18 protein-coding genes are annotated in these 15,604 nt (G+C 63.2%); 15 read left to right on the top strand and 3 right to left on the bottom strand.

Annotated elements, in window-relative coordinates:
- Nucleotides 1–138 precede the first annotated feature (138 nt).
- Nucleotides 139–1,422, top strand: a complete 1,284-nt coding sequence (locus tag H4W01_RS19460; RefSeq protein ID WP_209612902.1) for a type II restriction endonuclease — start codon at nt 139–141, stop codon at nt 1,420–1,422.
- A gap of 10 nt (nt 1,423–1,432) precedes the next feature.
- Here H4W01_RS19460 and copD read toward each other — a convergent pair whose 3' ends face one another.
- Both copD and copC read right to left on the bottom strand, forming a co-directional pair.
- Complete coding sequence (gene copD / locus H4W01_RS19455; protein WP_209612901.1) at nt 1,433–2,368, bottom strand: copper homeostasis membrane protein CopD; 936 nt, start codon at nt 2,366–2,368, stop codon at nt 1,433–1,435.
- Nucleotides 2,369–2,371: 3 nt separating this feature from the next.
- On the bottom strand, nt 2,372–2,728 hold the full coding sequence (gene copC / locus H4W01_RS19450; RefSeq protein WP_334685369.1) for a copper homeostasis periplasmic binding protein CopC: 357 nt from the start codon (nt 2,726–2,728) through the stop codon (nt 2,372–2,374).
- Nucleotides 2,729–2,990: 262 nt separating this feature from the next.
- Between copC and H4W01_RS19445 the strand changes: the two genes are divergently transcribed.
- The 8 genes from H4W01_RS19445 to H4W01_RS19410 all read left to right on the top strand — a co-directional run bounded on the left by H4W01_RS19445 (nt 2,991) and on the right by H4W01_RS19410 (nt 9,225).
- Nucleotides 2,991–3,587 carry a c-type cytochrome gene (locus tag H4W01_RS19445; protein ID WP_209612900.1) on the top strand — a complete coding sequence of 199 codons (597 nt, stop codon included), beginning with the start codon at nt 2,991–2,993 and terminating at the stop codon, nt 3,585–3,587.
- Nucleotides 3,588–3,671: 84 nt separating this feature from the next.
- Nucleotides 3,672–3,953: a hypothetical protein gene (locus H4W01_RS19440; protein WP_209612899.1), complete on the top strand. Its 282-nt coding sequence runs from the start codon at nt 3,672–3,674 to the stop codon at nt 3,951–3,953.
- Nucleotides 3,950–4,387, top strand: a complete 438-nt coding sequence (locus tag H4W01_RS19435) for a periplasmic heavy metal sensor (RefSeq protein ID WP_209612898.1) — start codon at nt 3,950–3,952, stop codon at nt 4,385–4,387. Before H4W01_RS19440 ends, H4W01_RS19435 begins: the two co-directional genes overlap by 4 nt.
- 11 nt (nt 4,388–4,398) lie before the next feature.
- On the top strand, nt 4,399–4,968 hold the full coding sequence (locus tag H4W01_RS19430) for an RNA polymerase sigma factor (RefSeq protein WP_334685368.1): 570 nt from the start codon (nt 4,399–4,401) through the stop codon (nt 4,966–4,968).
- An 89-nt stretch (nt 4,969–5,057) separates the two neighbouring features.
- Nucleotides 5,058–7,025 (top strand): copper resistance system multicopper oxidase, encoded by a 1,968-nt coding sequence (locus H4W01_RS19425; RefSeq protein ID WP_209612897.1) that lies wholly within the window; start codon nt 5,058–5,060, stop codon nt 7,023–7,025.
- Nucleotides 7,022–8,236, top strand: coding sequence for a copper resistance protein B (locus H4W01_RS19420; RefSeq protein WP_209612896.1), 1,215 nt, complete (start codon nt 7,022–7,024; stop codon nt 8,234–8,236). The genes H4W01_RS19425 and H4W01_RS19420 overlap by 4 nt, the downstream gene beginning before the upstream one ends.
- 39 nt (nt 8,237–8,275) lie before the next feature.
- Nucleotides 8,276–8,722, top strand: coding sequence for a DUF305 domain-containing protein (locus tag H4W01_RS19415; protein ID WP_209612895.1), 447 nt, complete (start codon nt 8,276–8,278; stop codon nt 8,720–8,722).
- A gap of 59 nt (nt 8,723–8,781) precedes the next feature.
- The gene (locus H4W01_RS19410) at nt 8,782–9,225 is read left to right on the top strand and encodes a DUF411 domain-containing protein (protein WP_209612894.1); all 444 of its coding nucleotides are present in this window, start codon (nt 8,782–8,784) and stop codon (nt 9,223–9,225) included.
- A gap of 72 nt (nt 9,226–9,297) precedes the next feature.
- Here H4W01_RS19410 and H4W01_RS19405 read toward each other — a convergent pair whose 3' ends face one another.
- A complete protein-coding gene (locus tag H4W01_RS19405; RefSeq protein ID WP_334685367.1) occupies nt 9,298–9,912 on the bottom strand; it encodes a class I SAM-dependent methyltransferase in 615 nt (204 codons plus the stop codon).
- A gap of 146 nt (nt 9,913–10,058) precedes the next feature.
- Here H4W01_RS19405 and H4W01_RS19400 point away from each other — a divergent pair, with 146 nt between their 5' ends.
- The 6 genes from H4W01_RS19400 (at nt 10,059) to ppk2 (ending at nt 15,601) form a co-directional block, all read left to right on the top strand.
- A complete protein-coding gene (locus tag H4W01_RS19400) occupies nt 10,059–10,325 on the top strand; it encodes a hypothetical protein (protein WP_209612893.1) in 267 nt (88 codons plus the stop codon).
- A gap of 63 nt (nt 10,326–10,388) precedes the next feature.
- The gene (locus H4W01_RS19395; protein ID WP_443024802.1) at nt 10,389–10,655 is read left to right on the top strand and encodes a DUF2933 domain-containing protein; all 267 of its coding nucleotides are present in this window, start codon (nt 10,389–10,391) and stop codon (nt 10,653–10,655) included.
- Complete coding sequence (locus H4W01_RS19390; protein WP_209612892.1) at nt 10,652–11,326, top strand: methyltransferase family protein; 675 nt, start codon at nt 10,652–10,654, stop codon at nt 11,324–11,326. The genes H4W01_RS19395 and H4W01_RS19390 overlap by 4 nt, the downstream gene beginning before the upstream one ends.
- Before the next feature lie 161 nt (nt 11,327–11,487).
- Entirely contained in the window at nt 11,488–12,237 is a 750-nt protein-coding gene (locus tag H4W01_RS19385; RefSeq protein ID WP_209612891.1) for a Bax inhibitor-1/YccA family protein, read from the top strand.
- Nucleotides 12,238–12,342: 105 nt separating this feature from the next.
- A complete protein-coding gene (locus tag H4W01_RS19380; RefSeq protein WP_209612890.1) occupies nt 12,343–14,751 on the top strand; it encodes a heavy metal translocating P-type ATPase in 2,409 nt (802 codons plus the stop codon).
- 82 nt (nt 14,752–14,833) lie between these two features.
- A complete protein-coding gene (gene ppk2 / locus H4W01_RS19375; RefSeq protein WP_209612889.1) occupies nt 14,834–15,601 on the top strand; it encodes a polyphosphate kinase 2 in 768 nt (255 codons plus the stop codon).
- Nucleotides 15,602–15,604 lie beyond the last annotated feature (3 nt).

Raw genomic sequence — 15,604 nt, 5'->3', positions numbered from 1 at the left:
GGGTCGCGATCGCGGCGGTCCTGATGGTGCGACACGGACGTGGCGATCTGCTCGTGTTCGCCAGCTAAAACCGCCATGTCTTTGAGCTCATGAGCGGCACGCGGCGCTGCCACGAACAATAAGCGAGGGGGACTGAGTTTGGCCGATTTCGAGGTGCTGGCGCGGCAACTGATCCAGCGATGGCGGGACGACCCCAATGCGACCTATCGGAGCTGGTTCCTGTGGGACGAGCGGATCAAGAATTTCCGTTCGATCCGCCGCGGGCTCACGCAGGTCGTTGCCGAGATCGAGGCCGGCCGGTTCGGGGTAGCCTATCGCGGTTCCTCGCTCGAAACGGTGGTCCACTCGGTTGCCGAACAACGCCAGATCTTCAAGGGCGCCGATCACGCGTTCCTGTGGAAGCCCAAGCTTCGTATTCCCGACATCTATGAGAACCCAGCGAACCAGCGGGCCTTCGGCCGATTGCTCGATCATTGTGCCTGCTGCGATACGGCCGAGGAGATCATCGCCGGGATCCACGCGATCGACCGGTTGAACATCAAGGGTCTTGGACCCGCGGTCGCCAATCTCCTCTATTTCCTGCATCCGACGCTGGTGCCGCCATTCAACACGGCGATCGTCAACGGCTACAACAAGCTCACGGGCGGGAAGGTGAAGCTTGGCAGCTGGCCGCATTTTCTGGCGATGCGGGCGGGCGTGCTCGATCTCAACGAGCAGTTTCGCGATTTGCTGTCGAACGATCTGGGCGCGATCGGAGGGCTCCTGTTCGATATCGGTTCGGGCAGGTATCCGGCTCCGCCGCGCGACGACGAGGACCAATCGGTCGGGACATGGGCGACGCGGCTGGAACAGGCCCGCGCCGAAGCACAGACGCTCGACAAAGCCCTACTGAAGCAAGGGGAGGGCGATCGGACCCATTCGGAAATCCAGGCGTGGCTGCGCGATATCGGCCATGCGCTCGGCTACGATGTCTGGATCGCGGCCAATGATCGGGGTCGCCTGCATGAGGGTGTGCCCCTCGGCGCCCGCTGCCTCGCGAGCCTCCCTCCATCGATCACGACCTCGACCGGGGGTGACGCGATACGCCTGATCGATGTCTTGTGGCTCGAACCGAAAGGCGACAGTGTCGCCGCCGCCTTCGAGGTGGAGCACTCGACCTCGATTTATTCGGGCATCGTGCGCATGCTCGATCTGGCGCTGAGCGGCAGCGACCTCCACACGACGGCAGGACTTTTCCTGGTTGCGCCCGATGCCCGCGAAAGCGAAGTGCGCGCGCAACTGGCGCGCCCCGCGTTCAGCCGGGTCGCCGATCTTGAAATCGCCTATCTCTCCTATGGCGAACTCGAACGCCACAAGGACGCGATTTCGCGGTTCGGTTCAGGCCTCAAGGCGATCAAGGCCATCGCACGCGCGCTGCCGTGATCGGCCGTCTTCATACCCCGGCGGCGGGCGGCGCCAGAAGCCCGAACCAGGCGACCAGCGCCAGGATGGCCGACGCGCATCCGGTTTCCACGGCGAGACTGATCCGTAGCGACCGGATCGCGGTGGCGGTGTCGCCGGCCGCGATGGCCGCCGCCAGCCTGGGCGTCAGCCTGAAGCGATTGGCGGCCGCCAGCAGCAGCATCGCGCCGAACAGCAGAAGCTTCGCCGTCAGCAAGAGACCATAGAGGCTCGTGAACAGCGACCCCAGCCGCGTGGGACCGATCAATATCCAAGCGTTGATCAGGCCGGACACGATCAGCAGGCCGACCACAATCGATCCGATCGTCGAAAAGCCGTGCAGTGCGCGATGCGAGAGACGGAGATGGTCCCGCGTCACGTTTCTGGCAGGCCGAAAGATCAGGAGGCACAGGGCGCACAAAGCCCCGATCCAGATGCCCGCAGCCAATAGATGGACGATGTCGGCAGCCAAATGGAACCAGCCCAGCGTGCCCTCATCGGCCGCGCCGTGGCCGGTCCAGGCCAGCGTGGCGAGGGCGGCTGTGGCGGCGATCGCGAGCGAGCACAGCCCGAACGCAGGCCGTCTCCAACCGAAGAGAGAAAATCCAAGCACCAGCAGGAGCGCGGCCATACGAACCTGCCAGGCAGTGCCGATCGCGGTCTGCCATATCACCAGCTCAACCGTAGCCCGATCGATTTGCCCGATCGCAGTGCCTCCCATCGAGGCTGCCAATACCATGATGCCCAGGAGCGAGAGGCCAAGGCCGAGCGACGCGAGAATGGCGAGCATCGGACGAAAGGACAGGACCGAGCCGGATTCCCGCTCGGCCCCGCGCAATAGGCAGAGACCGAACATCGGCAACCCGAATAACAGCATCAGGTCGAGATACAGTCCCAGTCTGACCAGAACGGCGACTATGTCCGGCAAGGCCTATTTGACCTTGAAGGTATAGCTGCCCTGGACCCGGTGGGTGTCGGTCGATACGACATGATAATCGAGTTTGTAGGTTCCCGCGGGCAATGGCTTGGCGAGCGCGCCGACAAGAGTCTTGCCGTCGGGAGCCAGGCTGATCTTGATTCCCCCCATTTTCATGGGTCCCATCTTCATGCCGGGCATCTCGGTCATCGTCAGGTCGATCCCTGAGAATTGCGCGACGAGCCCTTCGGAAAAGACGAGCTGGATCTCGCTCGGCGCGGCCACCACCGTATTGGCCGCCGGCGTGGCACTGGTTAGCTTCGGGTGTGCCTGAGCGGCGCTGGCGATGAAGGCCGAGGCGGTCAGGGCCATGGCAAAAGCTGCTTTTCGGAACATTGGTTTCTCCATGAGCGGCAGGGCTGCCGTCACAAGCTATTACGCATCCCCGTTTGAAACCCCTCATCCGGTCCAATTTTTCCAGCCGGCGATCGGGCCGGCGGCTGCCGGTCGTGCGCCAGGCGATCGGCTTTCGGCCACGCGATCTTCACGCCCAATGAGGGATGGGGTCTCAGCGTGCGTATGACCATATGGACGGAACGTGACGCGCCGTGGGCCACGCGCAGGAGAACTCGCCATGACTGAGACAGGACAGGGAAGACTTCGGCGCCATTTGCCGAGCGCGGCCTTCGTCGTGCTGGCAGCACTGGGCGTCGGCGCGGTGGCCGGCGGCTTCGTCTACGCCGGCGTTTACGACATCGGGGCTGACACACCCCATAGCAAGCCGATCTACTGGATGATTGAGCAGTTTCGCGATCGTTCGATCGCCGCCCGCGCCAAAGATGTCAGTGTTCCAGCAGACCTGATGGCGGTGAGGCGGGTCCAGAGCGGGGCGGGGCTTTACGCCGAGATGTGCAGCGGCTGCCATCTTGGGCCGGGCCTGGAGAAGTCCGAGATCAGCCAGGGTCTCTATCCCGCGGCCCCCGAACTGTTCCGCGCGAGCCGCCGATCGGCGCAGGAGCAATTCTGGATCATCAAACATGGTGTCAAGCTGACCGCGATGCCGGCCTGGGGGAAAACCCATAGCGACACGTTGATCTGGGACATGGTCGCATTTGTTCGCAAATTGCCCGGGATGACGCCCGCGCAATATAAGGCCGTGGTGGCAAGCGCACCGGAAGACCATGATACGATGATGAAGGACATGCCCAATATGGAAAAGGCGATGCCGTAAGTCACGCAGACCGGGCTTTCGGCAAGCAACCGCTCATGTGGTTGGCAGGTGAAGAGCCGAGTACTCTGGATTTGGGAAATTGAGATGACGACAGATTTAGACACGTTATTGGATCGACTTCGCACCGCGCCCCTGCACCCCGGCCTGGCCGGGCTCGAGGAGGCTGTGCTGAGCAGGATAGCGGCCCGCCCGCAGATTCCTGTGGCTACGCAAGTTCGCCTGGGAATGGCGGCGGCCTTTGGCGCGGTGCTGCTGGGTGTGGTCAGCACCGGCTTTCCGCCGCCGGCCGTTGCATCAGTCACCCTGTCGCCCTTCGGTCCCGCTAATCCGCTCGCGCCGTCGACGCTCTTGGTCGGCCCGCGGTGAAGCCCCGGTTGATTGTTCTCCTGGCGCTGGTGGCCTTTACCGCCGCCTTGATCGGGGCGTTCGTGGGGCGGCAGCTTTTTCCTGGGCCGCCAGTGGCTGGCGTCGAGCTGCACGAAGTGCTGCACCGCAAACTCGATCTCGACGATGCGCAGCGGGCGCACCTCGAAATTCTTGAGCAAAGCTTCGCGGTCCGTCGCAAGGCGCTGGAACTGGAGCTGCGCGCGGACAATGCGCGGTTGGCGGCTGCGATCGAGCTCGAACATGGCAATGGGCCGCAGGTCGAGGCGGCGGTCGATCAATCTCACCGGGCGATGGGGCAACTCCAGAAGGAAACGCTCGGGCATATTTTTGCGATGCGCCAGATTCTCAGGCCGGACCAGGCCAAGACCTTCGATCGGGCGGTGGTCCATGCGCTTACCGACGATACTCGGTGAATCCGGGTGCGGTGGACCTCAAGGCGTGTTCTGACGGCGAACTCGCCGCGCTCACCCTCGGTGGTCGCAAGGACGCTTTCGCTGAAATCATGCAGCGTCACCAGGCCCCCGTCTATCGACTGATCCGCGGGCTGGTCGGCAATGTCGAGGAAGCGCTGGATCTGACTCAGGACAGCTTCCTGTCCGCCTACGACCATCTCGGCAAATTTGATGGACAGCGACCCCTGCGCGCCTGGCTCTCGCGCATCGCGATCAACAAGAGCCGCGACTGGCGCCGTCGTCGCAGAGTGCGGCAGATTTTCGGGCTGGTCGATGATGCCGAAGAGGAAACGCACGATGTTCCCGACGAAGCTCCATCGCCGGAAGCGACGGTCTCTTCGCGCATATCGTTGCGCCGGCTGACGGCGGCGATCGAGGGATTGCCCGCGCCGTTGCGGGAGGTTCTGCTGCTGCGCACGGTCGAGGGTCTGAGCCAGGCGGATACGGCTGCGATATTGTCGATCAGTTCCAAAGCTGTTGAAACAAGATTGTACCGTGCGCGAAATCGGCTCGCCGAAATTATGGCTGAAGATGAGGGGTAGGGGTCAGGCGTGCGTAAGGAAGACATAGAGAGCAATGCTCGTCGGCCGATAGCGAATGCGAGGCTGACGGCCGAACAAGGGAAGATTGCATGAGCCCGGTCTTGAATCGCCGCGACCTCATTCGCGGCGCTACGTTGGCCGGAGGCAGCCTGGCACTTTCCAGCTGGATGCCGGCATGGGCCCAGCCCGTCTCGGCCGGCATCGCCAAACCGCTTCCGGTCGTCTCCGGCGACGACATCGCTCTCACGATCGCGCGGCAGACGATGCTCGTCGATGGCCGCGAAACCCGCGCGATCGGAATCAACGGCACGGTTCCCGCTCCGCTGATCCGCCTGCGCGAAGGACAGACGGTGCGGCTGCACGTCACCAACGACCTGGAGGAAGACAGCTCGATCCACTGGCACGGTGTTCTGGTGCCGCCGCAATTCGATGGCGTTCCGGGCGTATCCTTTCCGGGCATTCGGCCGAAATCGGCCTTCACCTATGAATTCCCGATCATCCAGAGCGGCACCTACTGGTACCATAGCCATTCGGGTCTCCAGGAGCAGCTTGGCCATTACGGACCCATCGTCATCGATCCCGCAGGCGTCGATCCGGTCCAATCCGACCGGGAGCATGTCATCGTCCTCGCCGATCACAGTTCGATTTCGCCGGAGGCCATTTTCCGGCGGATGAAGGTCAATCCGGGGCATTTCAATTTCCAGCGCCAGACCCTGGCGGGTCTCCTGGCAGGAAGCGATCAACGGCTCAAGGACCGTCTGGACTGGGGCCGGATGCGGATGGACCCGGCCGATATCTCCGACACGACGGGATCAGCCTACACCTATCTGGTCAATGGCTACGGGCCGCGCGACAATTGGACGGCGCTGTTCACGCCGGGCCAGCGGGTGCGCCTGCGCTTCGTCAATGCATCGGCGATGACCATTTTCAATGTTCGCATTCCCGGCCTTACCCTCACCGTGGTTCAGGCTGACGGGCAGAATGTCCGGCCGGTGACCGTCGACGAATTCCAGATCGGCGTTGCGGAGACCTATGACGTGATCGTCACGCCCGCCGACGACCGCGCCTATACCGTGGTTGGCGAAGCCACGGATCGGTCGGGTATGGCGCGAGCGACCCTCGCACCGCGCGCCGGAATGACGGCCGATGTCCCGCCGTTGCGCGCACGGCCGCTCGCCACGATGAAGGACATGGGCATGGACATGTCATCCATGCCGGGCATGGAAGGGATGGATATGTCCGCAGGCGGCATGGTCCCGCCGCGCGGCGTCGATCCCACCGCCGAGAAGAACCCGTCAGCGAAGCTCGCAGCCTCTGCCGCCGCCATGGCGATGAGCGGCATGGCCCATGGCGACGCAATGCCGGCTATGGATCACGCGGCGATGGCGGGCATGGATCCCAATATGCCGGGAATGGCGGCGGGTGGCGGAGCGATGGCCGGAATGGACCATGGTTCGGCCGGTGCCGCGCCGGGCAGCGCGCCTGCGATGGACATGGGCTCGATGAAGATGCGCGACTTTTCGAACGCGCCGCAGGTCAAGAGAACCCCTGGCGTTCAGACGATCTCGCCAATGCCGGTCGACCGGACCGGCGAGCCGGGCCAGGGGCTCGAGAATGTCGGGCACAAGGTTCTTGTCTACAGGGACCTCATCGCGCTGGCGCCCAATCCCGATGTGCGCGCGCCGTCCCGCAGCCTCGATCTCCACCTGACCGGCAACATGGAGCGCTTCATGTGGTCGTTCGACGGGGAGAAGATGTCGGACGTCCATGATCCCATTCCGTTCATCGAGGGCGAGCGGGTTCGCCTGAATCTGATCAACGACAGCATGATGGCGCATCCGATCCACATCCATGGGCATTTCTTCGAGCTGGTGACCGGGCATGGCGATCATGCGCCCAGAAAGCACACCGTCGTCGTCCAGCCCGGCGGCAAGGTTACCTGGGACTTCACCGCGGACGCCGTCGGCGACTGGGCGTTCCACTGCCACCTTCTCTACCACATGCATGCGGGCATGATGCGCGTCGTGAGCGTCCGTCCGAAGGGAGAGGCCGCATGATCCGCCCGTTCGCGCTGCTTTGTGCCGGCACGGCGATCCTCCTTGCGTCACCGGCGCTGGCCCAGGATCGTCCGATGCAGGGCATGGACCATTCCAGCATGCCCGGCATGAAGATGCCCGCCGGGCAGACTGCTGCAAAGAAGCCGGCGAAAAAGACCAAGGTGCCGGTGCGCCGGAAGACGCCGCCTCGGGCCGCACCGGCGAAGCCGGCGATGGCCCCCGACATGCAAGGCATGGATCATTCGGCCATGCCCGGGATGGCGTCGCCGCAGAGCACGCCCGTCGAGAAGAATGCCGGTCCGGCGATGGACCATGGCGCCATGCCCGGTATGGACATGTCGAATGGCGCCAAAACGCCTCCCGGTCCCGCGATGCCGGGCATGGATATGTCAGACGAGCATGCCGGCCATGACATGAGCACGATGCCCGGGATTCAAATGACCGGCACCGCGCTGCCCGCCGGCAACGCGCCTGCGCCCAAGCCACCGACGGACCGCTATGCCGACAGGCAGTTTCCCGCGGCCGAGATGGCGCGATCGCACATGGAGATGATGCGCGAGCAAGGGGGACTGCCCTTTTACCAGATCATGTTCAACGTCGCGGAGTATCAGTTTCGCAAGGGCCAGGACGGCTACCGCTGGGACGGGGAGGCCTGGTATGGCGGGGACGTCAATCGGTTGACGCTCAAGAGCGAGGGCGAAGGTGTCCTTGGCGGCCGCAGCGGATCGTTCATGGAAACCGCCGAGGTCCAGGCGCTCTACAGCCGGGCGATCGATCCCTATTGGAACCTTCAAGCCGGCATCCGCTACGATTTCAAACCCAATCCATCGCGCGCCTACGCCACTGTCAGCATCGAAGGGCTCGCACCCTATTGGTTCGAGACCGAGGCGGCTGTCTTTCTCTCCAACAAGGGCGAACTGCTCGGCAGGATCGAGGGCTATTATGACCAGCGCATCACGCAGCGCCTCATCCTGCAGCCCCGTGTTGAATTGAATCTGTCCGCGCAGGACGTTCCGGAGACCCGGATTGGCGCGGGTATCTCGAATGCCGAATTCGGGTTGCGGCTGCGCTACGAGATCGACCGGCAGTTCGCGCCCTATATCGGTATCTCCTATGACCGAAGGCTGGGGCGGACCGCTGACTTCGCCCGGATGGACGGCGACAGCGTCCAGGCCACCAGCTTCGTGGTCGGCCTGCGGACCTGGTTCTGAGATGCTGCCTTGGCGCCCGAGCGAAGAAGGAGAGAAGCCATGATGAAAAACGCTTATGCGAGCCTCGCTGTGCAGACGATCGTCGGCGGCGCGGTCATGTATCTCGTCATGTTCGTCATGATCGACGGGCTGGGCAGCTTCTACAATAACCTGAACATGTTCTACATGACCCTGATGATGGTCGCGCCGATGGTGGTGCTGATGATCGTCGCCATGCGCCACATGTTTCCCTCCAAAGGTCTCAACGCCGCGCTGCTCGCGGGATCGATCGCGATATTCCTCGGCTCGTTCGCGCTGATCCGCACCCAGACCACTGTTGGGGACACGCAGTTCCTGCGGTCGATGATCCCGCATCATTCGGGCGCGATCCTGATGTGCCGGGAAGCGTCGCTCAGCGATCCGGAAGTGAAGGCGTTGTGCGACGGGATCATCCGGTCCCAGCGCCAGGAGATCGATCAGATGAAGGCGATCCTCGCCCGAAAATAGCCTCGCAGGAGTATCGCTGTCGGTCGGCAGCGCGCCTACATGAAATCGAAGGAGCTATCATGATCAGCGTCCGTACACTCGCCGCCGCCTTGGCACTTGCCTTTCCCGTCGCAGCGATGGCGGCGACCCCGATTGTAGTTCACCGTGATCCTGGCTGCGGTTGCTGTGAGAAATGGGCGGCGCAGGTGCGCGCGCAGTTTGGCCGGCAGGTGCAGATCGTCGACGATGCCGGCCGGGCGAAATTCAGCCGTCGTGCCGGCGTGCCCGCGGAGCTGGCTTCCTGTCATACCGCCGCCATCGACGGGATGACGTTTGAGGGCCATGTTCCGATCTCCGACATGAAGCGCGTGCTTGCCCAGCATCCCAAGGGCGTCACCGGCCTCGCCGTTGCGGGGATGCCGATGGGATCGCCGGGCATGGAGATGCCAGGGATGAAGGGCCAGCCTTACGATGTCATCGCCTTTGGCCCCGGAGGGCGCCGCGTCTTTGCGCACCACGGTTGATCGCACGCCATCCGCGCTTCGCTGATTCTGAAGCCGTCGGTGATGGGTGTTGGTCTCGTCTTGCCGTCCGTGTCAGAACGGCTTGCGCCCGCTATAGAGCGAGATCGAGCCGGTGGGCGTCTGGACGACGCGAACTTCGGCGACATTCTCGAAACCGGCGTCTGCGATGAGCTCCGGCAGGATGCCCATTGCGTTGAGCCCGGTGCGCTCCCAGCCGTCGAGCGCCTGCACTTGGCGAAACAGCGTTCGCATCCACAAGGTGCGCTGAAGGCCGTAATCGGCAATTGCCACGAGGCCGCCCGGGCAAAGCGTTCGTGCCATCGCGCGAAGGATCGCCGATTTCACCGGCAGGTCGCATTGATGCAGCACTAAGCTCGACATGATCTTGTTGGCAGTGGCGCCGACCAGGGTGTCGACCTGGTCGCCGAAACCTCGAATCCACTCGATTTCTACGCCGGCCGATTGTGCCTTGTGCCGCGCCAGCGCGAGAGTTGCAGGATCCGGATCGATCCCGATCACGCGTACCGCAGGGACAGCCTGCTTGATCGCGATCAGCTGCGAGCCTGTGCCGGCGCCGACGTCGACGATGACATCGCCCGCCTCAGGCGCGATCAACTCGAGCAATGCGCTGCGCCACCGGCGCTCGCGGGTCATGACGGCGATCACGCGGTCATAGCCGCCGGTCAAACCAGACCGCCCGAGTGCGGGGATGAAGGTTGGACTGTCATTCACCGTAGCGGCTCCAGGGGCGGGTCGAGAGACCAAGCCTTGGGTGGAATACGTATAGAGGCTGTCTTCGATCCGGCTCAATTTTGGGAGGAAAGGAAGCCATCATGACCGATGCAAGCAAGCTCAGTGTGATACGATGCGCCGCGAGCAGTGCCGCCGCTCTTTCCACTGTCTTCGTGCTTTGCTGGCTCGCGGCGACTTTGTTCGGTCCGATCGGGTCACACATGTTCGTGACGATGTTCACGCCAGCCCCGCCGGGATCGTTCGTCGCGCTTGGGGCGGGGTTGTGCTGGTCGATCGCCTTTGGCGCTGCAGTGGGAGGTATCTTCGCCGCCTTCTATAACTGGTTCGGTCACTGGCAGCGTCCCTAGGACGGCGCTGCGGAATCGAGCGGCGGGCGATCTTTTTATGAGCTCTTTATTCAAGGAAACGCGATGATGGAACGGCAACGACCGGCACATACTGGAAAACAGAACTTCCTGACGTCGCGCGCGGGCATCGTCATGATGGGCTTTCTGGCGCTCGGTTTCGTGCTGCTGTTCACCGAGCACCGCGCGCATGTACTTGGCGCGCTGCCCTTTCTGCTGCTGCTGTCGTGTCCCCTGATGCACCTCTTCATGCATCATGGACATGGGCATCATCACGATGGAACGCCGCAGCCGGGGGCCGATCGTTCGCCGCAGGAAGGTCAGGGCCAGTGACGGGCCATGCGCAAGCCTATGGCCTGTGGGGTCTGGTCGTCGTCAATGCGGCGGTCTTCATCCTGTTCGCGTACAGTTTCTTCAAGCCGCGAACGACGCGGGACTGGCGATCGTTCAGCGCGTTCAGCGCTTTCCTCGTGGCGCTGTTCGTCGAAATGTACGGCTTTCCATTGACTCTCTATGTCCTGTCCGGATGGTTGCAGAGCCATTATCCCAATATCGACTGGTTCTCGCACGATGCCGGGCATCTTCTCGAGATGCTCTTCGGCTGGCGGGCTAATCCGCATGCCGGGCCATTCCATGTCATGAGCTTTATCCTGATCGGCGGCGGGTTCATCTTGATCTCGACCGGTTGGAAGGTGCTGTACGACGCGCAGAAGGTCCACGAGCTCGCGACCCAGGGGGTCTATTCCTATGTGCGGCACCCGCAATATATCGGGTTCATTCTGGTGATGTTCGGGTTCCTGCTGCAGTGGCCGACGATCCTGACGCTCGCGATGTTTCCGGTGCTCGTCGTCATGTATTTGCGATTGGCTCGGACCGAGGAGCGTGAGGCTCTCGCCGAATTTGGCGATGCCTATCGTCGCTACGCAAAGACCGTTCCACCGTTCGTGCCCCATCTCGCGCGCCTGCTCGGGGCGAAGCGTGACGCAGGAGCGGATCAGCGATGAATTCCCTGCCAGCCGGACCGGCGCAAATCCCAGGGGAACCGTCCAGCCGTCCGCCTGGCATCGGGACGCGGAGCACAGGCCGGCGCGGCTGCATGTCCTTGCCGGTCGCCTCGCCGAAATGACTGAAACTTGAAACGCGACACCGAGAAGGAGCACTGGCCATGGCAGATCCGCTGAAACCGACCGCACCGCCGCTTACTGCTGGCGGGAATCCGGCCATCCCCGCGGTCGCCTTTGATGCGGGGCTGCGAACATATATGCTCGCAGTCTACAACTACATGGCCAGCGGTCTGTTGTTGACGGGAATCGTCGCGATGTTGGTTGCGAACAGCGCCTCCATACGCGCCGTGTTTTTCGCCGCGAGCGGCACTCCGACGCTGCTCGGATGGATAGCGGTCTTCGCACCGCTCGCCCTGGTTTTCACGCTAAGCTTCGGTATCAACCGGCTGTCCGAAAGCACGGTCAAGGCACTGTTCTGGACCTATGCGATCCTGATGGGCGTATCGCTGTCGACCATCCTCCTCGCCTATACCGGCGTGAGTGTCGCACGCACATTCTTCGTTACGGCCGCCGCCTTCGGGGGTTTGAGCCTGTGGGGCTATTCAACCAAGAGGAACCTGTCGGCGTTCGGGACCTTCCTGATCATGGGCGTCTTCGGTTTGCTCATCGCCATGGTCGTCAACATGTTCCTGCGGTCGTCCACTTTGGACCTCATCGTCAGCGCGATCGGCGTGCTTCTGTTTGCGGGCCTGACCGCCTTCGACACGCAAAAGATCAAGAGCGTCTACTTCGATGTGGCCGGTACCGAGTTTCGCGGCAAGGCGGTCGTGATGGGCGCGCTCACGCTCTATCTCGATTTCCTCAACCTGTTCCTGTTCCTGCTGCGCTTCATGGGTGACAGGCGGCAATAGGTCTCGCCGGGATGACTGGCCGACACGCGCACGGGCCTTTGCGGCGGGCGCATCGATGGCTGCCGACCCGTCGGCGGCAATTTGCCTCGGTATCGGAGACCTGACTTGAAGACGATAACCTTCGATCTGCGTGGAGCATTCGGAACACTCGACCATCTCGGGGTCGAAAAGCAGTTGCGGGGGGTTGCCGGCGTCACGGAAGTTTCCGCGAACGCGGCCTCCGATAGCGTCACCGTCAGCTTTGATGAATCGCGCACCAGCGAAACCGCAATAGAGGAGAAGATCGCGGATTGCGGCTTCCATTGCGGTGGCCGACTTGTTCCGCGGCATGTGTGCGTGATCGGAAGCACAACCCTGTCCTCTGCGTCACCCGCCGCGACGCACCCTCCCGATCATCGTTCCGATGGAATCGCCGCCAGATCGGTTGCTTCCGATCGCACGCCGGTGACGGCCGAACACGACGCCATGGCGCACGAGATGGGGCATGGCGACGGCAAGGACATGGCGGCGATGGCGCGCGACATGCGCAACAGGTTTATCGTCAGCCTTGTTTTCGGCCTGCCGATCTTCGCGCTGTCGCCAATGGGCCTGGACCATCCCCTTCTGAAGCCGATGTTCGGACTTAGTCTGGACCTGACCCTGTTCCTGCTTGCCAGCGCCGCGATCCTTTATCCGGTCTGGCCCTTCGTGGTCGCCGCGATCCGCGCGCTTCGGAACGGTGTGCTGAACATGGCGGTGCTCGTCCTGTTGAGCGTCGGCACCGGTTATCTGTTCAGCGTGGCGTCGACATTCCTGTTCAAGGGCCAGCAATTCTACGAGGCTTCCGCGGTCCTGCTCATCTTCATCCTGCTCGGCCATTGGCTGGAGATGCGCGCTCGCGCGGGCGCGTCCCAGGCAATCCGCGCGCTCATGGATCTGGCGCCGCCCATGGCGACCGTACAGCGCGACGGGAAGGACGTCGAAGTGCCGACCGCGGAGGTACTGGCCGGCGATGTCGTGCTGATACGGCCGGGCAACAAGATTCCCGTCGACGGCGAAATTCTCGAAGGCAAATCCGAGGTCGACGAGTCGATGCTCACCGGTGAATCGATGCCGGTGTCGAAGGCGCTCGGTGACACCGTGATCGGCGCGACGATCAACCGCAGCGGCAGCTTCCGCTATCGCGCGACCAAGGTTGGCGCCGACACCGCGCTCGCCCAGATCGTCAAGCTCGTCCAGGAGGCACAGAATTCGAAGGCGCCGGCACAGCTGCTCGCAGACCGGGCATCGCAGTGGCTTGTGCTCGCGGCAATTCTGATCGGTCTCGGGACGTTCGCCGTCTGGTACTGGATTCTGGGTGCGACCCTGTTGTTTGCGCTGACAATGACGATAACCGTCTTCGTGATCGCCTGCCCGGACGCCCTTGGCCTTGCCACGCCAATGGCGATAATGGTCGGTACCGGCCTCGGCGCGATGAATGGCATCCTGTTCAAGAACGCCAGCGCGCTTGAGGATGCGACCAAGCTTGACGTCATCGTGTTCGACAAAACGGGGACGCTCACCATGGGTCGGCCCAACGTTGTCGAGGTTGTCACAGCGGAAGGCATCACCCGGGACGAGGTGCTTCGCATCGCCGGCGCGATCGAGCGCAACTCCGACCACCCGCTTGCGCTGGCGGTCCTCGAAGGTGCATCCGGTATCACGCTTCCCGAGACGCGCGATTTTGCCAATATAGAGGGGAAGGGCGCCAGCGCCCAGGTCGAGGGCGCAACCGTGCTGCTTGGCAACCGGCGTCTCATGGATGAAAGAAAAGTCGCGCTGGGAGCCCTAGAGGAACCTGGCGAGCGCCTGAAAGGAGCGGGGCGCACCGTCGTCCATGTTGCGCGCGGCGGCGAGATTCTCGGGTTGATCGCCATAGCGGATGCGTCGCGGCCCACCGCGAAAGCGACCGTCGCGGCGCTTCGGGAGCGCGGCGTCAAGGTCGCGATGATCACCGGCGACAACGCCGGGACGGCCAAGCGAATCGCCGATGAGCTTGGGATAGACATCGTCCTTGCCGACGTGCTTCCCGGACAAAAGGCGGAGAAGGTCAAGGAGCTGCAGGCCCAGGGCCAGCGTGTCGGCATGGTCGGCGACGGGGTCAACGATGCCCCAGCGCTTACCCAGGCCGACGTAGGCTTTGCGATCGGGGCGGGCACCGACGTCGCGATGGAAAGCGCCGATGTCGTCCTGATGAAGAGCGATCCCTATGATATTGTCGGTGCCATTGCGCTCTCACGCGCCACGCTTCGCAAGATGCACCAGAATCTGTGGTGGGCGGTCGGCTATAATGTGATCGCCTTTCCACTCGCGGCGGGTGTGCTCTATCCGGTGCTGCTCAGCCCCGAGGTCGCTGCGCTGGCTATGTCGGGCAGCTCCGCACTCGTCGCGATCAACGCCCTGCTGCTGAAGCGCACCCGGCTGGCGGGTATCAGTCGGGGCGGCATGAGCCGGGCCTCCGCGGTGGCCCCCCCTGCCGTTGGCTCCGCTCTTTGAAACGGGCGCACGAGTGCGCCCCCGGCCGCTCGCAGCGCTCTGCCGCGGTGTGCCTGACTGCCGACAGGAGAAGGGACCGGTGGTGAAGAAGGCGAAGAACGAGCCCCGTTACGCCGAGCAATTGCGCGCGCTTCAGATCGGTCTGACCGCCTTGCAGCGGGGCGTCATCGAGGATGGCCGCAAGGTGCTGGTCATCGTCGAGGGGCGCGACGCAGCCGGCAAAGACGGCACGATAAAGCGTGTCGTCGAACATCTGAGCCCGCGCGAAACCCGCGTGGTGGCACTCGGGCCGCCATCGGATCACGATCGCCGGTCCTGGTATTTCCAGCGCTGGGTCCCTCATCTGCCGGCTGCCGGCGAGATCGTCCTGTTCAATCGGAGCTGGTACAATCGCGCCGGCGTGGAGCGCGTGATGGGGTTTTGCACCGATAAGGAATATGAGGAGTTCCTGACGACCGTGCCGATGTTCGAGCAGTTGCTCGAACATTGCGGGGTCACGTTGGTAAAATATTATCTCGATATCTCGAGGGAGGAGCAGAAGAAGCGCCTGACCGCCCGCCGCGAGGATCCGCTCAAACAGTGGAAGATCAGCCCGATCGACGACCAGGCGAACAAGCGCTGGAAGGCCTACAGCAAGGCGCGCGATGCAATGCTCGCCCGCACGCACAGCATCGCGGCACCCTGGACGGTGGTTCGCGGGGACGACAAGCATCAGGCACGCCTCGCACTGATCAGGGATCTGCTGACCCGGCTGGGGGAAACGGATTCTGATCGCTATGGCCACCCTGATCCCAACACCGCCTTCCTTTATGACGATGCCGCCCGAGAACAGGGGCTGATCGCGCAGTGAGCG

It is taken from the genome of Sphingomonas sp. PL20 (assembly GCF_017875905.1).
Lineage (GTDB): Bacteria > Pseudomonadota > Alphaproteobacteria > Sphingomonadales > Sphingomonadaceae > Sphingomonas > Sphingomonas echinoides.
Note: the sequence above shows the minus strand (reverse complement) of the source record. Positions and strands in the feature narration are given on the sequence as shown.